General features: G+C 36.9%; 20 protein-coding genes. 13 read left to right on the plus strand and 7 right to left on the minus strand.

What is annotated here, in order from left to right; genetic code table 11:
- Positions 1–12: 12 nt before the first annotated feature.
- Complete coding sequence (locus LQV47_RS04755; RefSeq protein ID WP_230034386.1) at positions 13–2,484, plus strand: glycoside hydrolase family 2 protein; 2,472 nt, start codon at positions 13–15, stop codon at positions 2,482–2,484.
- Between the two features lie 272 nt (positions 2,485–2,756).
- Positions 2,757–3,665: an AEC family transporter gene (locus tag LQV47_RS04760; RefSeq protein ID WP_230034388.1), complete on the plus strand. Its 909-nt coding sequence runs from the start codon at positions 2,757–2,759 to the stop codon at positions 3,663–3,665.
- Positions 3,666–3,676: 11 nt separating this feature from the next.
- On the opposite strand, the gene LQV47_RS04765 is transcribed toward LQV47_RS04760, so the two are convergent.
- Positions 3,677–4,426, minus strand: coding sequence for a sulfite exporter TauE/SafE family protein (locus LQV47_RS04765; RefSeq protein WP_230034390.1), 750 nt, complete (start codon positions 4,424–4,426; stop codon positions 3,677–3,679).
- 103 nt (positions 4,427–4,529) lie between these two features.
- Here LQV47_RS04765 and priA point away from each other — a divergent pair, with 103 nt between their 5' ends.
- From priA to LQV47_RS04780, 3 genes are all read left to right on the plus strand, one after another.
- A complete protein-coding gene (gene priA / locus LQV47_RS04770) occupies positions 4,530–6,977 on the plus strand; it encodes a primosomal protein N' (RefSeq protein WP_230034392.1) in 2,448 nt (815 codons plus the stop codon).
- 160 nt (positions 6,978–7,137) lie between these two features.
- Positions 7,138–8,607, plus strand: coding sequence for a D-alanyl-D-alanine carboxypeptidase/D-alanyl-D-alanine-endopeptidase (gene dacB / locus LQV47_RS04775; protein ID WP_230034394.1), 1,470 nt, complete (start codon positions 7,138–7,140; stop codon positions 8,605–8,607).
- An 83-nt stretch (positions 8,608–8,690) separates the two neighbouring features.
- Positions 8,691–10,622 carry a M1 family aminopeptidase gene (locus tag LQV47_RS04780; protein WP_230034396.1) on the plus strand — a complete coding sequence of 644 codons (1,932 nt, stop codon included), beginning with the start codon at positions 8,691–8,693 and terminating at the stop codon, positions 10,620–10,622.
- Between the two features lie 53 nt (positions 10,623–10,675).
- Here LQV47_RS04780 and LQV47_RS04785 read toward each other — a convergent pair whose 3' ends face one another.
- Positions 10,676–11,554 carry a cupin-like domain-containing protein gene (locus LQV47_RS04785; protein WP_230034398.1) on the minus strand — a complete coding sequence of 293 codons (879 nt, stop codon included), beginning with the start codon at positions 11,552–11,554 and terminating at the stop codon, positions 10,676–10,678.
- A gap of 159 nt (positions 11,555–11,713) precedes the next feature.
- Here LQV47_RS04785 and kbl point away from each other — a divergent pair, with 159 nt between their 5' ends.
- The 4 genes from kbl to gldG all read left to right on the plus strand — a co-directional run bounded on the left by kbl (position 11,714) and on the right by gldG (position 16,091).
- Positions 11,714–12,910 (plus strand): glycine C-acetyltransferase, encoded by a 1,197-nt coding sequence (gene kbl, locus LQV47_RS04790; protein ID WP_230034400.1) that lies wholly within the window; start codon positions 11,714–11,716, stop codon positions 12,908–12,910.
- A gap of 166 nt (positions 12,911–13,076) precedes the next feature.
- Positions 13,077–13,628: a CopD family protein gene (locus tag LQV47_RS04795; RefSeq protein ID WP_230034402.1), complete on the plus strand. Its 552-nt coding sequence runs from the start codon at positions 13,077–13,079 to the stop codon at positions 13,626–13,628.
- A gap of 59 nt (positions 13,629–13,687) precedes the next feature.
- The gene (locus LQV47_RS04800; RefSeq protein WP_230034404.1) at positions 13,688–14,416 is read left to right on the plus strand and encodes an ABC transporter permease; all 729 of its coding nucleotides are present in this window, start codon (positions 13,688–13,690) and stop codon (positions 14,414–14,416) included.
- A gap of 4 nt (positions 14,417–14,420) precedes the next feature.
- Entirely contained in the window at positions 14,421–16,091 is a 1,671-nt protein-coding gene (gene gldG, locus LQV47_RS04805) for a gliding motility-associated ABC transporter substrate-binding protein GldG (RefSeq protein ID WP_230034406.1), read from the plus strand.
- 196 nt (positions 16,092–16,287) lie between these two features.
- Here the strand turns inward: gldG and LQV47_RS04810 are convergent, their stop codons facing one another.
- Entirely contained in the window at positions 16,288–16,926 is a 639-nt protein-coding gene (locus LQV47_RS04810; protein ID WP_230034408.1) for a hypothetical protein, read from the minus strand.
- Positions 16,927–17,038: 112 nt separating this feature from the next.
- Complete coding sequence (locus LQV47_RS04815; protein ID WP_230034410.1) at positions 17,039–17,467, minus strand: DUF4268 domain-containing protein; 429 nt, start codon at positions 17,465–17,467, stop codon at positions 17,039–17,041.
- Between the two features lie 123 nt (positions 17,468–17,590).
- On the opposite strand from LQV47_RS04815, the gene LQV47_RS04820 reads away from it, so the two are divergent.
- From LQV47_RS04820 to LQV47_RS04830, 3 genes are all read left to right on the plus strand, one after another.
- Positions 17,591–17,998, plus strand: coding sequence for an Rrf2 family transcriptional regulator (locus LQV47_RS04820; RefSeq protein ID WP_047485555.1), 408 nt, complete (start codon positions 17,591–17,593; stop codon positions 17,996–17,998).
- A gap of 203 nt (positions 17,999–18,201) precedes the next feature.
- Complete coding sequence (locus tag LQV47_RS04825; protein ID WP_230034412.1) at positions 18,202–19,089, plus strand: sulfite exporter TauE/SafE family protein; 888 nt, start codon at positions 18,202–18,204, stop codon at positions 19,087–19,089.
- Between the two features lie 89 nt (positions 19,090–19,178).
- A complete protein-coding gene (locus LQV47_RS04830) occupies positions 19,179–19,469 on the plus strand; it encodes a putative quinol monooxygenase (RefSeq protein ID WP_047485551.1) in 291 nt (96 codons plus the stop codon).
- 71 nt (positions 19,470–19,540) lie between these two features.
- Here the strand turns inward: LQV47_RS04830 and LQV47_RS04835 are convergent, their stop codons facing one another.
- From LQV47_RS04835 to LQV47_RS04845, 3 genes are all read right to left on the minus strand, one after another.
- Positions 19,541–20,452: a T9SS type A sorting domain-containing protein gene (locus tag LQV47_RS04835; RefSeq protein ID WP_230034414.1), complete on the minus strand. Its 912-nt coding sequence runs from the start codon at positions 20,450–20,452 to the stop codon at positions 19,541–19,543.
- Positions 20,449–20,832 (minus strand): hypothetical protein, encoded by a 384-nt coding sequence (locus LQV47_RS04840; protein WP_230034416.1) that lies wholly within the window; start codon positions 20,830–20,832, stop codon positions 20,449–20,451. Before LQV47_RS04840 ends, LQV47_RS04835 begins: the two co-directional genes overlap by 4 nt.
- Before the next feature lie 188 nt (positions 20,833–21,020).
- Positions 21,021–21,818, minus strand: a complete 798-nt coding sequence (locus LQV47_RS04845) for a T9SS type A sorting domain-containing protein (protein ID WP_230034417.1) — start codon at positions 21,816–21,818, stop codon at positions 21,021–21,023.
- A gap of 96 nt (positions 21,819–21,914) precedes the next feature.
- On the opposite strand from LQV47_RS04845, the gene LQV47_RS04850 reads away from it, so the two are divergent.
- The gene (locus tag LQV47_RS04850) at positions 21,915–24,032 is read left to right on the plus strand and encodes a TonB-dependent receptor (RefSeq protein ID WP_230034419.1); all 2,118 of its coding nucleotides are present in this window, start codon (positions 21,915–21,917) and stop codon (positions 24,030–24,032) included.
- Positions 24,033–24,040 lie beyond the last annotated feature (8 nt).

Below are 24,040 nucleotides of genomic sequence, written 5' to 3' on the forward strand. Positions count from 1 at the left end.
ATAAACTTATTGATGAATAAAACTATCTTTTTTGCTCTCTTTTTCATTCAGAATATTCTTTTTGCACAATCTTCAGCAAGAGATTTGTCTGCTGAGCAGTGGCAATTTAAAAACTCAAAAGATAAAAACTGGCTTCCGGCAAAGGTTCCCGGGACGGTTCATCTGGATTTAATGAGTAACAAAATTATTCAGGATCCTTTCAAAGATGAGAATGAAAAAAAGGTACAGTGGATTGAGAATGAAGACTGGGATTATCAAACCATCTTTAGAGTTTCACCAAAAGAACTGGAATACCATAATATAGATTTGGTTTTTAATGGACTGGATACGTTTTCTGAAATTTATCTTAATGGGAAACTGTTGAAAAAAACGGATAATATGTTCAGGAAATGGGAAATTCCGGTGAAACAGAACTTGAAAAGTGGTGAGAATATATTGCAGGTTAAATTTAAATCAGCAGTCGCAACAGGAAAGACTTTGGCTCAGAAAGTTCCTTTTACAATGCCGGAATCACCAAGAAGTTTTGTCAGAAAAGCACAATATCAGTTTGGATGGGATTGGGGACCCAGGCTTGTCACTGCCGGAATATGGAAAGATGTGAAGCTTGCATTCTGGAATACAGCCAGATTGGTCCATGTGAAGATTGAGCAGAAAAGTTTGTCAGATAAAAATGCGGATCTCAATATTCATACCTTAATATTTGCCGATAAAGAGGGAGAATATACGATGAATATTAATCATGACGCAAATACTGTACATTTAAAAAAAGGACAGAATAAGATCAGTATTCCTTACCCTATTCAAAATCCCAGACTTTGGCAGCCCAATGGCTGGGGAGAACCTTATTTATACAATATAGATATTACATTGCAGAAGGATTCAAAACTCTTGTCTGATGAAACACTGAAGATCGGTCTGAGAACAGTAGAACTGGTACAGGAAAAGGATGGAAAAGGAAAGTCTTTCTATTTTAAAGTTAATGGAAATCCACTGTATATAAAAGGGACAAACTGGATTCCTGCAGACAGCTTCTCTCCAAGAATTACCAAAGAAAAATACCAAAAACTGATCAGGGATTCCAAAGAAGCTCATATGAACATGATTCGTATCTGGGGAGGTGGAATCTATGAAGATGATGAATTTTACAAAGCTTGTGACGAAAACGGAATTTTAGTGTGGCAGGACTTTATGTTTGCAGGAAGCTTTTATCCGGCAGATGCAGAATTTTTAAACAATGTAAAAGAAGAAGTAAAAGATCAGGTCAACAGACTTCAGAACCATCCGTCTATAGCTTTATGGTGTGGGAATAATGAAATTGACGAAGCCATTGTCAACTGGGGATATCAGAAGCAGTTTAAATATTCCAAAAACGATTCAGTACAAGTTTGGAAGGACTATAAAAAACTTTTTCATGACCTTATTCCAAGTACATTAAAAGAAAACCTTACAGCAGATAAAAATATCTATTGGCCAAGTTCTCCGTCAATCGGGTGGGGTCATAAGGAAAGCCTTACAGAAGGAGATTCTCATTACTGGGGTGTCTGGTGGGGCGAACAACCTTTTGAAATTTACAATGAAAAAGTAGGACGTTTTATGTCTGAATATGGATTTCAGGGAATGCCCACGTTAGAAACTACAAAATCTATGTTTAGCGGAGTTCCGGATTTGAATTTGCAGAATCCAGCAATTAAGGCCCATGAAAAACATAGCCGGGGTTGGGAGATTATTAATGAATATATGCAGCGCGATTATAAAATTCCGACTGATTTTGTAAAATATAATTATATTTCTCAATTGCTGCAGGCTAGAGGAATGCAGATTGCTATTGAAGCCCACCGCCGGGCAAGACCTTACAATATGGGAACTCTATACTGGCAGCTTAACGATTGCTGGCCGGTGGTTTCATGGTCTTCCATTGATTATCTGGGGAACTGGAAAGCATTTCATTACCAGGCAAAAAGAAGTTTTGAACCTACATTAATATCTGTTTCTGAAACAAAGGAAGCTTTTGATATTTATTTTGTCAGTGATTTACTTGATGATTTAGAAATCAGGTCAGGAGCAGAGCTGATGGACTTTGAGGGTAAAGTTCTTTGGTCTGTGGATACCAAAGATCAGTTATTGGCCAATTCAAGTAAAAAGCAGTTGGAAATAAAAAAAGAAAACTTTTCAAAATTCGATTTGTCAAAGTCTGTTTTAAGGATTTATTTTGTAAACGGTTCAGTACAACAGGAGAAGCTGTTCTTTTTTAATAAACCAAAAGATATAAAACTTCTGAAGCCCACCATTACCGTTAAGAAAATATCATCTACCGAAATTGAACTGTCTACTGATGTCTTGGCAAAAGATGTTTATTTAATCGGAGATACTCATTTCAGTGATAACTATTTTGATCTGTTACCTAAAACGTCAAAGAGAATTATCCTTTCAAAACCTTTGGATACTATTGAAATATTGAGCCTTTGGGAAGTGATGAGAGATTAAAAGATACTTACTCAGTTTTAAGTTAAAAGGATTGGCAGATAACCAGTCCTTTTTTTGTTTTTCATCCGATGATGAGGTGTATTTTAAACAATTTCCTGATCACTTATTCAATAAATGGAGTACAGCAACAGGATTCTTACTAAATAATCAACCTTATAGGTTTCTTAAACCCGTAAGGTTATAAAAATGAGAAACAATACTCAAAAAAATATAAGTTTTACCCTTCCAGCTCAAAAATCAGCCGTAAATTTGCGCCATATTTCGCTATTGTTATGATAAATTTTGTTCTGATTGCAGTATGCATTATTGCAGGAATGGTATTCAAAGCAACAAAATCTATCCACCCTGATGCCCATAAGGGAATCAATACCTGGATTCTTTATCTTGCTCTGCCGGCAGTTTCATTTAAATATCTTCCAAAAGTAAAGTGGACGACAGAAATGCTGTTCCCAATTGTGGCGACTTTTCTTATTTCTGTTTTCTGTTTCTTTTTTATGATGTTCTACAGTAAAAGCAAAGGATATTCAAGGCGCTCCAGGAGTACCTTAGAACTGGCAAGCGGGTATAGCAATACTTCATTTATCGGCTTTCCTTTGATTAGCGCCTTTTATGGAGAAGGACTCTTAAGCATTGCTATAATTTGTGATCAGACTATGTTTTTTGCCCTTTCAACACTGGGTATTATCGCTGCAGTGAAAGGAGGAAGCAGGTCAGGAAAGCTGAGTGCTCTGTTTATTTTAAAACGGTTAGTGACATTTCCACCATTAATAGGCTGTATTTCGGCGTTAATATTATCACAGTTTATAGATTTTACAGCAGCGGAACCTTTCTTTGATAAGCTGGCAGCTACAGTAAGTCCTTTAGCTTTGTTCTCAGTAGGATTGCAGCTAAAGTTTAACGGCTGGAAAAAATTGATTCCCCAGATGTCAATGTCTATGCTTTATAAATTGATTCTGGCACCGGCAATGGTCTTTGGATTGGCTTTACTGTTAGGAATAAAAGGAGATATAGCCAAAATTACCATATTTGAGGCTGCAATGCCTACACTGGTTACTTCAAGCATTATTGCAGAACAGTTCAGGCTGAATACAAAACTCACGAATCTTATTATCGGAGTCAGTATTGCTGTAGGCTTTTTTACTTCTGCATTCTGGTATGAGATGGCAGAACTGTTTTTTTAGATACGTGGTGTCTACATATAGGTTCTGATAAAGAAAACAGTGGTAATGATAAAATTAAAAATTACAATTCCGGTTCTTAACTTCAACGGATCAATTTTTTTTGTGAAATGTGCTCCAAAATAACCTCCTAAAATTGTTGCTGTCATCATGGTACAGGTTTCCGGCCAATATATTTTTCCTGCTGAAATAAATAAAATAACAGCAGCCGCATTTGCTATTCCTGTAAAAAGTGTTTTATTAGCATTAATCACTTTAATATCGGATAGTCCAAATAATGACCATATTGCCATCATCATAATTCCTACTGCTCCACCAAAATAACCACCATATATTCCTAAAATAAATTGAGATCCTAATACCAGCCCGGAGCCAATATGTATTTTTTTTCTAAGCCAATTACCCATTTGTTTTCCAAAGGCAAAAGCAAGTGAACCCAATAAAAGAAGCCATGGAACAATTAAATTAAAACCTGCTGATGGAGTATATAAAAGCAGTATCCCACCTGCACACCCACCCAATAAAGTAAGGATAACCATTGCCTTTATTGAGATAGTAGGAAACGGCTTAATATATTCTCTGAATTTCCATGCGCTGGCCAGGCTGCCGGGAAACAACGCTACTGTACTTGATGCGTTGGCCTGAATAGGGGGAACTCCTGCATAAATAAAAGCAGGAAAAGTAATGAAAGACCCACCACCTGCCACTGCATTAAGGGCTCCTGCTATAAGTCCGATTAAAAATAATAAAATATAGTTTTCCATGAAAAAGAATAGTAAATAAAGATAAAACAAAAAGAAATGAATCATTAATAAAAGATTGCAGTTCTCTGAAGAAAAATTTAATTTTACACTTTAAATATTTCCCTTGCAGTACGTCCAAATTGTTTTACCTCTGAATTTAAAAGGATCTTTCACATACAAAGTTCCGGAAGACCTGATGCCGGAAATCCAAATAGGAATGCGGGTTTTGGTGCCTTTTGGAGGAAAGAAAATTTATACGGGAATTGTGTTTGAACTTCATGATAACGCACCGGAAAATTTTGTAGCAAAAGAAGTAATAAGTCTTCTGGATGATAAACCCATACTTCCGGAAGAGCAGGTCACGTTCTGGAATTGGCTTTCGGATTATTACTTATGCAGTTTAGGCGAAATATATAGATTGGCGTTTCCCTCTTCTTTAAAGCTGGAAAGTGAAACATATTTAAAATTAAAGCCTGGCGCTGTAGTAAACTTTGAAAATCTGGATGTTAATGAGATGTATCTTATCCAGGCATTGGAAGTACGCCAGCTTATCAATTTAACAGATATTGAAGCATTTATTCCCAAAAAAGATATTATCAAAACCATCAATTCACTGATTGATCTGCAGTATATTGAAATTGATGAGAAAATTGCTGAAAAATATAAAGCTAAGGAAGTTGCTTACGTAAGAATTAGCGGGGATGTTTTAAACAATCAAAACCTTACCGAAATCCTTTTAAAGCTTAATAAAGCTCCTAAGCAGAAAGATCTGTTCCTTCTTATTTTGGAGAAACAGACCGAACACCCTGACCTTCCTGTTAAAAAAGCTGAACTGTTTGAAGATGGCTATTTTGGAAGTTCTCATTTCAAAGCCCTGGCAGACAAGGGGTTGGTTGAGGAGTATTATATGCAAAAAGATAGAATTGAAAGCTATGAAGGAGAAATAGAGGAATTGGAAGAGCTTTCTGAACAGCAGAAGCTTGCGAAATCTGAAATAGATGAAGCTTTTGAAGAAGGGAAAAACGTCTTACTGCATGGAGTCACTTCATCAGGAAAAACCCATATTTATTTAGAGAAAATAGAGGAGTGTATCCAGAAAGATCAGAATGTATTATTTCTGCTTCCTGAAATTTCCCTGACCAAGCAGATTACCCAAAGATTAGAAAAAAAATACGGCAAGCAATTAGGATTTTACCACCAAAAGCTGACTGATTTTGAAAGAGTAGAGGTTTGGAGACGGATCAGGCAAAATGATATCCGGATTCTTATTGGTACCCGGAATGCTTTATTTTTACCCTACCAGAATTTAGGGTTAATTGTAGTGGATGAAGAGCATGATTCTGCGTACAGACCCAGAGAAGTTACCCCTTATTTCAATGCTAAGGATGCCGCGTTAGTGCTGGGAGGTTTCTATGAAGCGGGAGTGATATTAGGCTCTGCCACCCCTTCCGTGGAAAGCTATTACCGCGCCAGAAAAGATAAAATGAAATACATTTTCCTCACTGAAAGGTTTGGAAATGTAAATCTTCCTGAATATGAGCTGATCAATTTTAAAGAAGCCCAGGACTCCAAAAAGGTTTTCGGAAATTTTTCCACAAGGCTTATTGACGAGATCAAAAGAACCGTAGATGAAAAAAATCAGGCTATTGTCCTTCACAACCGCCGGGGTTATGCCAATGTTGTGGAATGTGAGAGCTGTGGTTATGTAAACTATTGTTCCAACTGTGATGTGGTAATGACCTATCATAAAGCGGCCAATGAAATGAAATGTCATTATTGCGGCCAAAAAGCTTCAAAGCCTAAAACGTGCCCAAAATGTAATTCTGAAAATATGAATGAACGGGGAGTCGGTGTAGAGCAGATTCATGAGGAGGTTTCCAAATTATTCCCCGAGAATGAAGTGGATAGAATGGATGTGGATTCTATGCGTAAAAAGTTTGCCTATGAAAAGCTCTATGAAAAAATTGAAGAAGGTGAAACTGATATTGTAGTAGGAACGCAGATGATCTCCAAAGGGCTTGATTTTGATCATATAGAACTGGTGGCCATTCCCAAAGCCGATTCCTTGTTATATGTTCAGGACTTCAGAGCTGAAGAAAGAGCTTACCAGCTGATTACCCAGGTTTCAGGAAGGGCAGGAAGGGTTTCCGGAAAAGGAAAGATACTGATCCAGACCTATAATCCGGAGCACTCCGTATTTCAGCTGATCAAAATGAACAACCCTGCCAAAATCTATAAATATATCCTTACAGAACGGCAGAAATTCCATTATCCGCCTTTTACAAAGCTGATTATGATAGAGCTGAAACACAGAAGAGATGATAAAGCAGACCGTGCTTCTCAGTTTATGAGATCTATCTTAAGAAAATACCTGCCTGAAGATTGTGTGTTAGGACCGGAAAGAGCCCAAATTGCAAGGCTGAATAATTTATACCAATTTCAGATTTTACTGAAACTTCCCCGTGGGAAAAACTATGAAAAGTTCAAGAGTATGGTTTTGATAAGTTTGAAAGAATTTGATGAAATTACTGCATATCAAAGCATTAAAAAAAGCATTTTTGTTGATTTTTAACAATTTTTAACAAACTTTAGCCTCTTTTATAACGGGAGGATGACCCGTTTTCTGACAATAATATTTACTTTTGGACGTTGATTAAGTGTTTGGTCGTTTTATTGAATGATATAATTAATCATTTTTTATAGCGTCGAAACTATAGAACAAAAAAAGATAGATGGTAAATTTCAGAAAATGTATTTCAAGTGCAGCGGTATTGGCTTCTGGTTTTTTCCTGGCTCAATCTACCGTTTCTACTGTTCTTTACTCACAGGCCTATGACAATCAGAAAAACAGTTTAAATCTGCCCTCACCCGTTAGCTCGGTGGTGGAGAAAACAGTGTTGTCGGCTAAAGAATTAGTAGATATTAATGTAAACACAATGATGGCGGATCCTGTGCTGAAAAATGCATCCTGGGGATTCGTAGTGTATGATCCGAAAACGAAGAAGGTAATCTCTTCGTACAACGAGAATACTCCATTAGTTCCGGCTTCTACCACGAAGCTGCTGACTACTGAAACAGCCTTAAGCTTACTTGGAGAGAACTACCGCTGGATGACCCAGCTCGAGTACTCAGGAGCTGTGGATGAAAATGGAGTGTTGAATGGCAATCTTTATATCATAGGAAGTGGTGACCCTTCTTTAGGAACCAATAAGGCAGGAGCCTGGTCTTACAGGGATATTATTTCAGATTTCGTAGGGGGTCTTTCACGTGAAGGGATTAAAAAGGTAAATGGTGATATTATTATTCAGACAGCGCTTTTCAAAGGCAATATTTCAATGCTTCCGGAAAATGTTGTATGGCTAGAGAACAATAATTATTATTTGCCTGTAGGTACAACCCGTGGAATAAATCCTGCTAATGAAAAGCTGATCGTAAAAAAAGCGAATTTCTCTCCCGAGAAGAAGTTTTTCTACGTTTCTCCTTATGCAAACCAGATGGTATATGCCGAAAAATATGAAGGAGAGGGTGCTTTAACAACAAAACTTCCTGATGCACCAGCTTATCTGGCCAATTCTTTCAGAACAACTTTAACAAAAAGCGGAATTCCTGTTACCGGAAAAGTTACTCCTAAAATGACAGATGCCGCTCCGGAAAGCAGAAAGATGATTTCAGCGTATAAATCGCCAACTTTAGGGGATATTATTTATTACACCAACCAGCACAGTGATAATTCATTAGCTGAGGCCCTGTTGAGAACTGTAGGGTTTCAGAAAATGGGAGATCAAACTTCAGATTCAGGAAGAATGGTAGTAACAGGTCATTTAAGAGATGCCGGTTTTGATATGAACGGTCTGAATTATATGGATGGCAGCGGACTTTCAAGAAGTAATAATGTAACTCCCATTTCTCAGGTTAAGTTTTTAACGTCTTTAATGGACGAAAAATACTATAAGTCTTACCTTACTTCACTACCGGTAGGAGGACAGTCCGGAACATTAAAAAGAATGTTTATCGGAGGAGGAAACGGACAGGTATTCGCTAAAACAGGAACTTTAAATAAAGTTAAAACTTTAGCCGGTTACCTGAAAACGAATTCAGGAAAAACGTTGGTTTTCTCTTTAATGGTGAATAATTATTCAGGATCAGTAGATATGGTGAAGAAAAGAATGGAAAAAATTCTTGAACCGGCTCTGGACCTATAGAAAAATATTTTAATATTATAAAAGCCTTTTAATCAATGATTAAAAGGTTTTTTTTTATATTTGAGTCTTACAATATTGTACCTATGAGAAAATTTTACCTCCTGATGTTGGGATTCTTAGTGTCTCAACCGTTTTATGGACAAAAGCATCACCAAAATACTGAGATGAAAGGGCTCATTGAGAAGGAAATGAAATCCTACACCAATAAGATGGCTGCAGGAAATATCAATCCCAATACCCTGAATTATGACCTTCAGTACCAAAGAATGGATGTTGTCCTGGATCCCGGTATTAATAGTATTGCAGGTTCAGTGACCTCTCATTTTAAGCCGAATCAGAATATGGGAAGCATATATTTTGATCTATCGAATGTTTTGACTGTTTCTCAGGTACAATATCACGGAACAGATCTTAGTTTCCAGCAGCTTCCTACAAAGGAAATAAAGATCAATTTTCCTTCCGCTCTTTCTGCTAATACCCTGGATTCACTTACCATTCACTATTCCGGAACTCCGGATCCTGTATACAGTACGGTTATGTTTGGAACTCAGGGAGCCAATATGCCCGCCATGTCTACTCTTAATGAGCCTTATGGTGCACAGGACTGGTTTCCTACAAAGCAGAGCCTGAATGATAAGATTGAACGTTTTGATTTTAAAATCAATACACCCCTACAATTTAGTGTCGCTGCCAATGGAAAGCTAATGTCTGAAACTCCTATTTTAAATGGAAGAAAACTTACATTCTGGAGAACCATGTACCCTACACCTGCCTATCTGATAGCATTGGGTATTACCAATTATGTAAAACTGAATGATACTATCGGAAACCCGCCGTTTCCTTTTGTGAATTACATATATCCGTCTACCAATGCAGACCCTAACAGTATGGCCGGCATTGAATGGACCAAGCAGATTATGAATACTTTTGAAACATATTTCGGTACCTATCCTTTCCGTAATGAGAAATATGGGCATATGGAATATCTCAATGGAGGAGGAATGGAGCATCAGACCATGTCGTCCATGAGTGGATGGAGTAAAACGCTGATTGCTCATGAACTTGCTCATCAGTGGTTTGGGGATAAAGTCACCTGCGGTGCATGGAATGATATCTGGCTGAATGAAGGTTTTGCTACTTTTGGAGAACATGTAGCCTACGAAAAACTGTTGATGTCAAATCCTGAATTCCTGAATTACTTATCAGGCCAGGTTAATTTCATAACAGGCAATGTTGGGGGAAGCGTAAATGTTCCTGATGCGAGTCTTTCCAGTGTAGGAAGAATATTTGACGGAAGGCTTAGCTATGCAAAAGGGGGATATGTTTTGAGAATGCTGAAATGGATTTTAGGTGATGATGCTTTTTATCAGGCGATTAAAGAGTATCATTCCAGACCCAATTTAGCTTATAATTATGTAAGAACATCAGATTTTAATGCCTCTCTGCTCCAGTCTACGGGAAAAGATTTTACGGAATTTTTTAACGATTGGATCTTTGGGGAAGGATATCCTACGTATGCCATTAAATGGAGACAGCTGGGAAATGAGCTTGTGTTTAATATCGGCCAGACCCAGAGCCACTCTTCGGTAAGCTTTTTTGAGATGCCATTACCTATAAAAGTAACGGGAACGGGAGGGCAGGTAGTTTATCTTGTCCTGAACAATACTTCTAATAATCAATATTTATTTGAAACAGTAACTTTTCCGGTAGCAAGTGTGAAGTTTAATTATGAATACCAGATCCTTGAAAGAAATTCTACGGTAACGCAGGATAATACCCTGAGCGTTGCTTCTGTAGACAAAGAAAACTTTGGTTTGTATCCTAATCCTGCGAAAAATGAGCTTTATCTGAAAGGAATTACAAAAACAACAGATTTCTCCATTCATGCAATAGATGGAAAATTACTGAGAAAAGGGACCTATCAGCTTGGTAAAGCAATAGGGATTTCAGAATTGGTTCCGGGAGCCTATATCTTTACCGTTCAGGAGAAAAATATTAAATTTATCAAGCATTAATAGAGATGCGGAAAAGATTATACTATTTACTGATACTAAAAACAGAGAAGCTTTCAAATTTGAAAGCTTCTCTGTTTTCTGGATGCTTTTGCTCCTCTTGCCTTCGCAATTTTTACTTTGTAGGTAAACCATTTTTCGTTAAAGAGATTACGCATGATATTATCAAAATTCCTTGTCACAACTAAGTTTTTAAAGCCTCGCCATTTTTCAAGAAGACTGGAAGGAAGTGCTCTTATTGAAACAGAATAGCCTTCGGTATCATATTGTATATAATGCCACCATCCGGATGGGATATACAGGGTCTCTCCGGGATGTAAAACAGCTTCATAACCATTTAAATAGAGTAATGCAGGGTATTTTCTGTAATCCGGATCTTTAATATTGGCCAGGCTATGGAAATTATATGGCAGCTTATACATAAAGTCAGACTGTTCCCAGGGGAAAAGCCAAATTCTCTTGATTCCCTGGAATTGTGTAATGAAAACATGAGACATATCTATATCAATATGGTTTCTGGTCACAGAGCCTTCGCCTCCAAAAAACATAAAAGGCAGCCATTTTAATATCTTGCCTCCGGTGACATCATTATACATAATATCTTCTTTAAGCTCGGGTTTAACGGTCATTAAATTAAATAGAAAAAGACGGTGGTCCGTTGGCTGGGATTCTATAAGATTCAGGTATTCTGAAAAAGTAGTCTGTCCGATAGGGCTGCTTGCTACCCGATCTATAGAATCAAGCTCACTTCCATAGATATTCACCTTATTGTTACCTGCTATTTCCTTAAAATAATCATAGTTCCATTTTTTAAAGGCCGGGCTTTTGGGATCTGCGAAATCATCAAGAATAATGGGAATCCGCGGCTTCATATACTTATTGATAAAGATTCTTGAACTTATTTTCTTTGTTTTTTCTACCGGGATCAATCTCATATTCTCTAAATTTTAAACAAATATAAATATTATCCTAGTAAATTAGTAGACTAATGCTGTTAAAACTGTTTTTTACCTCAGATTTTTAGAATAAAATTTATAAAAGGTTTTATTTTACGGCCTTTTTAGTAAATTAGCACATCTAAAAAATTACTAAAAATGATCTCTGAAAAATACCTTCAACATCTACAGAATGAACTTCAGAATATTGAGAATGACGGACTTTACAAAAAAGAAAGAATCATCACTTCTCAGCAGAGTGCGGAAATAGAAGCTAATGGAAAAAAGCTTTTAAACTTCTGTGCAAATAATTATTTGGGACTATCCAACGATCCGCAAGTGATGAAAGCTTCACAGGATATGATTGAATCTCATGGCTATGGAATGTCGTCTGTACGTTTTATCTGTGGCACCCAGGATATTCACAAAGAATTGGAGAAAAAAATTGCAGATTTCTTAGGTCTTGAAGATACCATCCTTTATGCTGCTGCTTTTGATGCTAATGGTGGTGTTTTTGAACCATTGTTTACCGAAGAGGATGCTATTATTTCTGATGAACTGAACCATGCTTCTATTATCGACGGGGTCCGTCTTTGTAAAGCAGCGAGATACCGTTACAAAAACAATGATATGGCAGATCTTGAAGCTCAGCTGATTGCTGCTTCTGAGAAAAATCACCGTTTCAAAATCATCGTAACAGACGGAGTTTTCTCAATGGACGGTATTGTGGCAGACTTAAAAGGAGTTTGTGACCTTGCAGATAAGTATAATGCTTTGGTAATGGTTGACGATTCTCACGCTACAGGATTTATCGGAAAAACAGGCCGTGGAACTCATGAAGCTAACGAAGTAATGGGTAGGGTAGATATTATTACCTCTACATTAGGAAAAGCCCTTGGAGGTGCCTTAGGAGGATTTACTTCCGGTAAAAAAGAAATCATTGATATGCTGAGACAGCGTTCTCGTCCCTATTTATTCTCGAACTCACTAGCGCCAGGAATTGTGGGAGCAGCTTTGAAAGTACTGGATATGATTTCTGATGATACTTCACTTCGTGATAAAGTAATGGAAAATGCAGACTATTTCAGAACGGAAATGAAAGCAAAAGGCTTTGATATTCCTGATGGCGATGCTGCTATTGTTCCGGTAATGCTTTATGACGCTCCACTTGCTCAAAAAATGGCTGAAAAGCTAATGGATGAGGGGATTTATGTGATTGGATTCTTCTATCCGGTAGTACCGAAAGGAAAAGCCAGAATAAGAGTTCAGCTATCTGCAGCCCATACGAGAGAGCACCTTGATAAAGCAATTGTTGCTTTTGAAAAAGTAGGAAAAGAACTGGGAGTGATCTCTTAATATTGGATCAGAGTAAAGAAAATATAATGTTCGGCTCGGGCAGCTTTGCTGCCCCGAGCCGAACAATTTTTTATATAAATCTATTTTGATTATATTTTCCTGATCAAAAGAAAATTATTTTTATCAATTATATAATAAGCTTATCTTTGCTTTTAATTTTTTCTGAATGCTTTATACAATAATCAAAGCGCTGCATATTATTTTTATGGTAAGCTATTTTGCGGGAATTTTTTATCTCGTAAGAATTTTCGTTTACTATAAAGATACTGATGAATTTCCGGAAGAAAAAAAGAAAATTCTCAGAGAGCAGTATACCTTCATGGCCAGAAGGCTGTGGAATATTATTACCGTTCCTGCCGGTGTTATTATGGCAGTATGCGGACTGGTGATGATCTTTTTGAATCCCGGGCTTATGAAAATGCCATGGTTTCATTTAAAACTGACCTTCCTTATCGGTCTGGCAGCTTACCATTTCTGGTGCTGGAAGAAGGTGCTTCAGCTAAAAGCGCTAAGTGGAAATACTTTGGAAATTCCTAATATTAAACTAAGACAGGCGAATGAGATTGCTACATTTATTCTGTTTCTGGTTGTATTTACCGTTATTTTAAAATCTATGGTAATTGACTATTGGTGGCAATTAATTGCAGGATTTTTCGTTCTTGTATTTCTGATCATGATGACTGTTAAACTCGTTAATAAGAATAAAAAAAACAAATAATTGTGGAGTAGGATGTATGCGTTAATCCATTACTACTTTTTACATTTTACAAAAAAACTATGATTGCAATTTTAAAGAAAGAACTTTGGAGTTACTTTGGAAACTGGAGCGCATGGATTATTATTGCTGCATTCAGTCTGATAGCCACTCTTTTTCTGTTCTTTTTCGACAACGATTCTAATATTTTTGAGATCGGGATGGCATCCTTACAGAGCTATTTTGTATTGGTTCCTTGGCTGCTGATGTTTATCATTCCGGCACTTTCCATGAAGACTTTTGCGGAAGAGCAACAAACAGGAACGCTGAACTGGCTTTTTTCACAACCCTTAAAAGTTTCCGACCTGGTAGCCGGGAAATTCCTTTCTGTATGGATTGTTGGGGTTTTATGCCTTATTCCATCACTGATCTACCTTTATACGGTGTATGTCTTAGGAGTTCCGGAAGGAAATATTGACCTTGGCATGACCTTCGGAAGTTATATCGGATTGATTATTCTGATTGCCGCATTTTCAGGTGTCGGTATTTTAGCTTCTTCGCTTTCACAGAACCAGATTATGGCCTACCTCTTAGGGGTTTTCATGTGTTTTATTATGTATTTTGGAATCGAGCAGCTGGCGAGTTATAAATTATTGGGAGGAGCAGATTTTATCCTTCAAAATACAGGCTTTTATCAGCATTTCTTAGGTTTCACCAGGGGTCTTATTGATGCTAAAGATATTGCCTATTTTGTACTGGTTATTGGTGCTTCATTAGTATTGTCCAATCATTTTATTAACAAGAAGAAGTAAAATTATGAAGAAGTTCAATGCTAAATCTCCATTGGGAATTTTCTTAATCATGATCGTTCCTTTGGTTGTAATCCTTGCCTATTCAGGAATCAGGCTAGACTTAACAAAAGAAAAAAGATATACCCTTTCCGACAATACCATTAAAGTACTGGAATCTGTGAAGAAGCCGTTAACAGTTGAAGTGTATCTGGAAGGTGATTTTCCGGCAAGCTTCAAGCAGCTTCAGGGAGAAACGAAATTTATGCTGGAAGAATTCAGAAAGATCAATCCAAAGATTGACTTTAAGTTTATTGATCCCATTAAAACAAAAATGTCTCAGGATACCCTGATGGCAATGGGAATGCAGCCTTCCATTCTTCCCGATGTTAAAGACGGGAAAATTTCACAGATCACGCTTTTCCCTTATGCGGTGATAAAATACGATAAAAATGGGGTTTCTATCCCTCTGGTCGTACAGCAGGCAGGTATTGATGCAGATCAGCAGCTTACAAGATCTATTGAAGGATTGGAATACAGCCTTGTTTCCAATATTAAAAATATTGCCACAGCCAGGAGAAAGAAAGTCGGTATCCTGGTGAATCATGATGAGCTGAATCCTGATGAATTTCAGGGATTCGTTCAGTTAGCCATGGAAAACTATGATGCAGGCCCTATCATTCCCAAAAACCAGACAGAGCTTACCTTGGAAGATATTCCCCTGCTGAAGCAGATGAGCGCCCTGGTGATTGCAAAACCACGTAAAGCTTTTACAGATAATGAAAAAGTTATCCTTGACCAATACATCATGAATGGTGGGAAAACACTTTGGATGATTGATGCGGTAAATGCTGAAATGGATACGTTGACAAGATCTAAAAAAGTAATGCCTTTCCCGGTTGATATCAATATGACAGATTTCTTTTTCAATTATGGGGTAAGGATTAATCCGGCCCTGGTAAAGGATGTGAAGAAGTTTGCCCTATTAAGACTAGTAACAGGAGAGGTGAGTGGAAACCCTCAGTATACAAGCCTGCCTTGGCCATATTATCCGCTGGGAATTGCTGAAAATAACAATCCGATTACTAAAAATATCAATCCTGTAAAATTTGAATTCCCCACTTCCATAGATACGTTGGGAGGCAGAAAGAATATTAAAACAAAGGTCCTTTTTGAATCCAGTGAAAGAACATTGCTGAAACAGGTTCCTAATTATGTGGATCTGAAGGAGATTGCCAGCGTAGACAGTCTTGGGCAAATGGAAAAGCCAAGCACGCCAAAGATTTTTGCTGTAGCACTGGAAGGGAAGTTTAACTCTGCCTATGCTTCAAGAATTGAAAGAAAAGGCTATCCTGGCTTCAAAGCGGCCAGCCCTGAAAATAAAATGATCGTTATTGCTGACGGAGACGTTGGAAGAAATAAAGTGATCAAAGGAAAACCTCTTCCGTTGGGGGTAGATCTATTGACTAATGAACAGTTCGGAAATGAACAGTTCCTGAGAAATGCTTTAGATTACCTGCTGGATGACAGCAACCTGATGGAACTTAGAAACAGAAATATTGAAGAAAGACTTCTGGACAGACATAGAATTACTGATGAAAAAACCAATTGGCAGTGGCTGAATTTATTGCTTCCACTGATTATTATTGGCCTTATCGGAGGATTATTTTTCTGGTTGAGGAAGAAGAAATTTGGATAGAAAGTAAAAAGAGAAGCTCATCAGCTTCTCTTTTTTGTTTTTAGCAGGCTGTCAGTAGAGTATCATAAAAAAAGAAGCCCGAAAGCTTCTCTTGTTTTTTACAGTATTAATCATGTTTTATTTCGGCTGTTTCCGTTCCGCCAAAATAGTTGAGTAGTTATTTTCCATATGGTCTTGATTGATCATGGAGAGACTACTATTTTTGAAATGCTTCCTGAGGAAGTAAATCAGCTGTTTTGTAATAGCTGATATCCATATCAAATTTCGCCTGCAGATCCTGGAAAGTATCATAATCAAAATGTTCCCAGTTCTGTTCATTTTCAGGGTCAGAAGTTTTATCTACTGCAAGTTCCAGTTTTCCGTCTTCCTGGTAGCTGCATTCAATAGCCGCATACTTTTCCCCATTTTCATCAGTAGTATACCAGCATTTTACAGTCTTTTCAAGTTCCGGCTCCTGGGTTTCATTATTGATAACCTGAGAACAGATGAAATTTTCAGGATCATCATTATTGAAAACCGTTCTTGAAATTAAAGGCTGATCATCTACTGATAATGAATAGAGCTTGTTGGTAGAAATAATGAAACCATCCACAGCATCCTTTTTCTCAACATCAAAAAAGTCGGATTTTTCCTTCAGGTAATCGAATACCTGGTTTTCATTCTCGTCTTCACTTATGAAATAATTGATGTTATAGATACTGTCTTCACTAATAAACTCAATTTCTTTCAAGACGTCTGAATCTTTCTCGTAATAATAGAGATGATATTCATCTTGCTTCACAGCATTACTTTTGGAAATAACTTCTCCAAAAATGTTTTTGTACACTTTTCTCATTTTTTAGCACGTTAATTAGTTTCATTATTAGTTTAAGCGGGTGTGAAGCAAAGATAAGTTTCTTTTTTTATTTTAACGGTAGGCTTAAAATAGTATTTATTTCGTAAGTATTTCAAATATCCTTTATAAAATCCTCATATTCAAAGTAAAATCTTTCAAATCCATCCATTTTATTAACAAAAAATTCAAAAATTTCCTGCCATTTATTTTTATTAAAAATTGAAACTCCCTGTAAATCAACCCATATACGGCTTATTACCTTACCGTTTTCCAGTGTAAAATATTCCTCTTTTTGAAAATCACCTATAAAATCTTTAAGAATATCCTCCAAAGACCAGATTTTTTCAAAATATGCATTTCTAAAGACTTCATCCTTCATTTCGATATCTAGAGAAACCTCCGCTTTTTTATTGTCTGCAGAAAATTTGAATGAGAGATCTTTTACCTTGGTATCATATAAGATCCATTTTCTGGGAAAAGACTTCCCGAAAGCAGTCCAAAATTCCTTCTTTAATTGTTGTGCTTCTTGTTTACTGAACATAAACACAAATTTAATGATTTAAGGCAGAAAGACAAAATAGGGCCATACCACAAATTAACAGACCTGGCGATAGTCTTTCATTTGGGATTATCTATATTAAACAATTTTTGTATTTTTGCTGTAATGCTTTCAAAAAAATCTCAATATGCGTTTAAAGCACTTTCATTTCTTGTAGAAAAAAGAAATGAAGGTCCTATTCTTATTTCCGAAATTGCGGAACACAAGAGGATACCCTTAAAGTTTTTAGAAAATATCCTGCTTGAATTAAAAAAAGCAGATATCCTTGACAGTAAAAAAGGCAAAGGAGGAGGCTACTTTTTGAAAGAAAATCCGGAAAATGTAAAATTGGCCAAGATTATACGTCTGGTTAATGGCCCTATTGCTATGCTTCCTTGCGTAAGCCTGAACTTCTATGAAAAATGTGAAGACTGTAATGAAGATCACTGCGGCCTCCATGATGTACTGATTGAGGTGCGGGATGCTTCACTGAATATTCTTGAGAAAAAAACTTTAATGGATCTGGTCGACTGACCTGGTCCTTTTTTTTTGAATTGTTAGTCTACTTATTTGGTAGGATAATATTTTTATTAGATATTTGCATAACTTCAAATGAATAGCCTATGATTTCAAAAGAAGATGCAGACCTGCCGGAACAGCTTGAACCATTGGATTTTAATATTTTTAAAACCTTAGAAATAGGGGAGATGCTGTTGAAGTGATAAAGATTTTATACTATGGTGATTTCAAGAAAAATTCAGATCAGACTCAATATACTTTTTGTAACCCTTGCAGCATTATGTATTGGTGTTTCTTTAATGTATGAATGGGGGTATCTTGATGAACTTTTAACCATTCTGGCTAAAGACCATTACATTTTTTATTGGATGCTTCTGGTGGGAGTTTTTGCTGAAGTTGTAGCCGGCTCAATGGGAATGGGGTACGGAGTTATCTGTACAACCACTCTTATGTTTCTGGGGATACCGCCCCATATTGTAAGTGCCAGTATACATTCTGCAGAAAGTTTTACTACAGCCGCAGGGAGTATAAGTCATATTAAACTCAGGAATGTAAGTAAGACTTTGGTGAAAAAATTAGCCATTCCAGCTGTTATTGGAGCAGTCATTGGAGCAGTAAGTTTAACCTATCTTGGAGAATATTATGCTAAGATTACTAAAACGCTTATTGCCTTTTATACTCTTTATCTTGGATTGCAGATCCTATCAAACGCCTTTAAAGGAAAACAGAATAAAGCACTTAAAAAAAAGACTAATCTGACAAGACTTGGAGTGATCGGAGGTTTTATAGACTCCTTTGCAGGAGGAGGATGGGGCCCGCTGGTAACAGGAACATTAATTAAAAATGCTTTCACTCCAAGATTTGCCGTAGGGAGCTCTACGGTTGCCAAATTTATACTGACAATAACGGCAGCGATTACTTTTTTCCTTACTCTCGGCATCCAGCACTGGAACATTATTTTAGGGCTTTTAATCGGAGGAATTATTACAGCGCCCTTTTCTGCAATGCTTACTGCAAAGCTTCCTGTGAAAAAAATGTTCATAGTTATAGGTCTGCTGGTGATTGTCATGAGCTCTATAACTATTTATAAATCAGTATTCAGTTAAGATTTATGACCTGATATTGAAAAATAAAAGGTTCAAAAGTGTATTTGATTTTGAAAATATTTTACTTTTACATCACTAAATAATTAAAAATGAATTTACATATCATTGCACTTTTTAAGTTTAATGAAAATTACCTGATGGATGCTGTAGAGCTGTTTCAGAAACTTGTAAAAGAAACAAGAAAAGAAGAGGGCTGTCTGCAGTATGATCTTGTTGAAGATAAAGACAACAAAGGAACTTTTTTCCTGATAGAGCTTTGGGAAAGTGTTGATCATCATAACAGGCATATAGGGCAGGATCACCTGCTAGACTTTCGCAGGGACACTTCCAGAATGATGGAAAGCTCAGCAGAAGTATACAAAGGATTTAAGATCTATTAATAAAATAAAAGGCGGTTTCAATATTCTGAAACCGCCCTTTTATTAGAAAAAATAGAAAGTATTAAAATAAATTATTTCACGATAAGTTTTTTTGTTTCAGTACTACCACCGTAAGTTATTTTTACAAGGTAATTTCCTGAAGTAAGGTGAGATAAGTTAATATCCTGTTTATAGAAACCTGCCTGGTTAGTCAATTCTGATGAGTAAACCTGTTTCCCGGTAAGGTCGTAAACCTCTACGCTTCCTTTGTTACCTGCTCTTTCTTTGACGTCAAAGAGAACCGTAACTTTCTTGTCAGCTGAAGTAGGGTTCGGATAAATCCCGAAAGAGGCCTTTTTACCTACTTCCGTTATTCCCAGGGTCGCTGTAATTTTTTTGTATTTGAAATACATATTTCCGGTAGTTGCGCCCCCATTGGTTACAAAATACATTCTGTAGTAGTCACTTCCTTTTTTAATATAATAAACCACATCACTTTTCACAGTGCTGATACCCTTCCATGAGTGGCCAATTGTTGTAATATTGGAAGAAAAGCTTGTACTGGCAGGGATCGTATAGGCCGAAGTAGCCTGATCTTCCGGCTGTACCATAGCCACTTTGATGTTTGGACTCTGGATAGGTCCGGAAAGAGGATACATCTGTACCCCCATATAGAACGTGTAATATTTGGTAAACATTAAGTCCCAGGCGCTTCTGGAGGGTTCCATATTGGGAACTTTAGCACCGGTGTTAAATGAAAAATAATTAAAAAAAGTGTCATCCGTTCCATTAGCCAGCGTTCTTGTTTCGGTAGGTCCCCAGGCACTTCCATCCCATTTTGAATATTTAAAAGTATAGCCGTTATAAGCATCTACAATGGCAAATTTGATATAAGCCCCTGTAGGATATTTTAAAACAAAAATTGCTTTTCCATCGATATGGTGAGTGATACCATTGTACAGACCCCAGCCTGTTGATATCTGATTAGGAGTTGATGGTGTCACGGGCCCTGTTCAAAAGCTCCCTGACTGATATCAGTGGTCTGATCCGGGTTATAAAGAGGTTCACCCCATGAAGATTCATTATTCAGGTTAATATTATCCCAGTCAGCTAAATTGGTTGAAACTGCATATACTTGGATGTCAAGAGCATCATTAATTCTTGAGCCGAAAGCGAAGGCTGAGTTTCTATAAAATGCAATATCCCACGTGTTGGCTGGCTGGGAAGTCATATTAGCATCTGCAAGATTAAAAAATACCCTGTTTTGGTATTGATTTCCCATCGTCATATTTACCTGAGAGTATCCCAATGCATCAGTTTGTGCTAAAACAGTCTGCTGAACAGAAAGAGCCAATACTGAAGCCAATAATAGTTTTGTTTTCATACTTTATTTTTAAATCATTATTTATAACTATTCCACAAAAGTATATATATTATTTTTAATCAGTCTAAATAAAAACATGATTTATGTCTTGTTTTCCTTTAATTTCTGATTGAAGTGAAGTCATAGTATAAAAAAAGCCGGAAGGAATAGTTCCCACCGGCTTTATAAAGGTAATAGTCTAATAAACCTTATTTTTTTATGAATTTTGATTTGATGGTTTTTCCCTCAGCTGTTTCAATGATGGTGTAATATACCCCAGTGTGAAGCGTACTGATATCAAAACTTTGTCTGTCTAATTTTCCTTCAGCTGCTTTTTGACCTGAGGCAGAATAGATCTGTATGTTTTTAGGGTCTTTCTTTGCCACAAACTCCAATGCTGTATTACTTGTATTAACTGCAAATCTGATTTCTTCATTAGATTTCGTGTTTTCCGTCACCGCAAGAGTTGCATTATTATAGACTACATCATCCATTTGAATAGCCGTGTGCATGGCACTTCCGATAATTTTAAAAGCTATATACTGATCCGAAGAAGCAGGTACTGGTAAAGAATATTGTGTATTCGTTGGGTTCAGGTTGATTACACTGGCTATCGGAGTAAATGATGTCATATCAGAAGTACTGTTTACAAAACCAACTTCTATGGTTCCGGTAGCGCCCGATGCAGATCCCGAAGTAATTGCAGCTGTAAATGAAACCGTTTTTGTGCCATCAGGAGCCACAATTTGAGGAGAGATTAGGTAACCTGCGGTATTGGATGAGCTGAAGCTATAATACTGAACCGTTTTATTAGTTGTGCCGGCTGCATATACCCATGGACCAGTCGTATCATTCTGAACTCTGTTCCAGTTTTTTTGTGGCCATGCCGCAGCAGGACCTGCCGGACCCGCAACAAAGGTATCGAAGTTTTCGTTGATAGTGGCTAGCTGTGCATTCGCTGTAGCAGCTGTAAACACTAAAGTTCCTAAGAGTAATTGTAACTTCATAACATTATTTTTATTTAGAATTATTCCACAAAAATATATAATTATTTTTAACTATTCTAAATAAAGCATTATATTTGTCGAAAATTTTTTGCCTTTATGAAGAAGAAAGTACTTTCAATACTGTCGCTGTCAGCCATTTTTTTGGTGAGTGCCCAACAGCAGGATTCTCTTAAACAGAAAAAAATAGAAGAGGTAGTTGTTACAGGCCAATATACACAGCAGTCTATTAATAAATCAATATATAAAGTTGAAGTTATTAATGCAGAACAGATTAAGAATATGGCAGCTACCAATGTGGCAGATGTTCTTAACCAAAGTTTGAATGTACTTATTATTTCTGACCGTCAATCAGGAAACTCTACAGCCAATCTGATGGGACTTGGAGGAGAGTACACTAAAGTTCTGATAGACAATATTCCTGTTGTAGGAGATATAGGCCTGGGAAATAACATAGACCTTACCAAGCTTAATGTTAATAATGTTGAAAGAATAGAAGTAGTAAGGGGCTCAATGGGAGTTGATTATGGCAGTAATGCTGTTGCCGGAGTAATCAATATTATTACCAAAAAAAACAGCCAGAAACCCCTTACCCTGAATGCTTCTGTACAGGAAGAAACGGTAGGAAAAGAGTATGATTTTAAGAAAAAAGGAGAAGGAAGACATATCCAGACATTGAATGTAGGATACAACATCAATGACAGCTGGTATGTAGGAGCCAATATCAATCATAATGATTTCCAGGGCTTCAAAGGAACTCAGGAAGGCTATAAATATTTTGAACAGGACGGGAAAAGAGGCTATCTATGGCAACCTAAAGACGTCCTGAATGTAGACGGAGTGATACGATACAGTAAAAATAAAACTTCCATCTTTTACAAATTTGGTTTTGTGAATGAAAAACTAAACTATTATAATCCAACAGTAGGTGAACATTTTTACAGTGTAACTGACAGAACGTACTTTTCTAACGACAGAGATTATCAGACCACCCGATATTTACACCAACTTAATGTACAGACCAAATTGGGTGCAGTAAACTATACCGGAGATTTTTCTTACCAAACTCAGGACAGAAAATACAGGGATTTCAAATACGATATTCCTAACAGAAAAGTAATTGGCGAGAAAGTGGCCTACCAGTCTTATAATAAAGCGGATGTTTTCTATTCAAGAGGGGTGTTCAGTAACTTTTTAGACAGTAAAAAGATTGATTTCCAGTTAGGATATGAGTTGGATCATACTTCCGGATATGCCGGTAATATTGCAGGAACCTTTCAGGGAACGGATAATATAAAAAGAAAAATATTTAACTACGCCAATTTTATGTCCATCGAATGGAATGCTACAGATTGGTTATCATTACGTCCGGGATATCGTCTGGCACTGAGTGATAAGTTTGATGCCCAGCATAATTATTCATTGACTGCAAGAGTGAAAGCGACTGAAAATGATAATTTCAGATTGGTCGTAGGAAGCGCCAACCGATTCCCGAATTTTGATGAGCTTTATACCTATATGGTAGACAGTAATCATGATATCAGAGGGAATGAAAACCTTACACCGGAACAAGGAATGACAGTTTCCCTAAACGGAGAAAAAAGAATAGCTACAGATTCAGGTTGGAACTTAGGGGTAGGAGCGAGTGCTACTTATCTTCATGTGAAAGATAGAATAGAGTCTGTAACAGTAAGCAGACAGCCTTTGAAATATCAGTACCTTAATCTGAATACATATGAATCCTATTTATTTGAAGCCAATTTCAGAGCACAGAAAAATCAGCTTGCTTTAGCTGCCAATGTAGCATACTATGGGATTGCTAAGCAGTTAAAAGACGGAGGCGCAGTTTCACCTAACGATTTCTTTTATACACTGGAAGCTAATGCAGTAGTAAATTATACGGTTCCGAATATCAATACTACACTTTCTTTATTCTATAAATATACTGGGAAAACTCAGGAATTTGTATTAACATCTGACTTGAAGAATCCGGAATACAGAATTGGAGAAAGAGATGATTTCCATATGATGAATTTCATTGTAACACAGCCTTTCTTTAAAAACCAGCTGGAATTAAGCCTGGGAGTGAAGAATATTTTTGATGTATCTGCAATAAAAGATACAACACTGCCGGGAAATACACATGAAGCTGCAGATCCGAATATTAATCTTTTCTATGGCCGAAGTTATCTGGCCAGAGTAAGCTACAATTTTTAAAATTCTAA

Source organism: Chryseobacterium sp. Bi04 (assembly GCF_918698085.1).
GTDB lineage: Bacteria > Bacteroidota > Bacteroidia > Flavobacteriales > Weeksellaceae > Chryseobacterium.

Excerpts from the sequence above, each read along its gene's own strand:
- LQV47_RS04755 (WP_230034386.1), top strand. The coding sequence starts at position 13 with ATGAATAAAACTATCTTTTTTGCTCTCTTTTTCATTCAGAATATTCTT.
- LQV47_RS04760 (WP_230034388.1), top strand. The coding sequence starts at position 2,757 with ATGATAAATTTTGTTCTGATTGCAGTATGCATTATTGCAGGAATGGTA.
- LQV47_RS04765 (WP_230034390.1), bottom strand. The coding sequence starts at position 4,426 with ATGGAAAACTATATTTTATTATTTTTAATCGGACTTATAGCAGGAGCC.
- dacB (WP_230034394.1), top strand. The coding sequence starts at position 7,138 with ATGGTAAATTTCAGAAAATGTATTTCAAGTGCAGCGGTATTGGCTTCT.
- LQV47_RS04780 (WP_230034396.1), top strand. The coding sequence starts at position 8,691 with ATGAGAAAATTTTACCTCCTGATGTTGGGATTCTTAGTGTCTCAACCG.
- LQV47_RS04785 (WP_230034398.1), bottom strand. The coding sequence starts at position 11,554 with ATGAGATTGATCCCGGTAGAAAAAACAAAGAAAATAAGTTCAAGAATC.
- kbl (WP_230034400.1), top strand. The coding sequence starts at position 11,714 with ATGATCTCTGAAAAATACCTTCAACATCTACAGAATGAACTTCAGAAT.
- LQV47_RS04795 (WP_230034402.1), top strand. The coding sequence starts at position 13,077 with ATGCTTTATACAATAATCAAAGCGCTGCATATTATTTTTATGGTAAGC.
- LQV47_RS04800 (WP_230034404.1), top strand. The coding sequence starts at position 13,688 with ATGATTGCAATTTTAAAGAAAGAACTTTGGAGTTACTTTGGAAACTGG.
- gldG (WP_230034406.1), top strand. The coding sequence starts at position 14,421 with ATGAAGAAGTTCAATGCTAAATCTCCATTGGGAATTTTCTTAATCATG.
- LQV47_RS04810 (WP_230034408.1), bottom strand. The coding sequence starts at position 16,926 with ATGAGAAAAGTGTACAAAAACATTTTTGGAGAAGTTATTTCCAAAAGT.
- LQV47_RS04815 (WP_230034410.1), bottom strand. The coding sequence starts at position 17,467 with ATGTTCAGTAAACAAGAAGCACAACAATTAAAGAAGGAATTTTGGACT.
- LQV47_RS04820 (WP_047485555.1), top strand. The coding sequence starts at position 17,591 with ATGCTTTCAAAAAAATCTCAATATGCGTTTAAAGCACTTTCATTTCTT.
- LQV47_RS04825 (WP_230034412.1), top strand. The coding sequence starts at position 18,202 with ATGGTGATTTCAAGAAAAATTCAGATCAGACTCAATATACTTTTTGTA.
- LQV47_RS04830 (WP_047485551.1), top strand. The coding sequence starts at position 19,179 with ATGAATTTACATATCATTGCACTTTTTAAGTTTAATGAAAATTACCTG.
- LQV47_RS04840 (WP_230034416.1), bottom strand. The coding sequence starts at position 20,832 with ATGAAAACAAAACTATTATTGGCTTCAGTATTGGCTCTTTCTGTTCAG.
- LQV47_RS04845 (WP_230034417.1), bottom strand. The coding sequence starts at position 21,818 with ATGAAGTTACAATTACTCTTAGGAACTTTAGTGTTTACAGCTGCTACA.
- LQV47_RS04850 (WP_230034419.1), top strand. The coding sequence starts at position 21,915 with ATGAAGAAGAAAGTACTTTCAATACTGTCGCTGTCAGCCATTTTTTTG.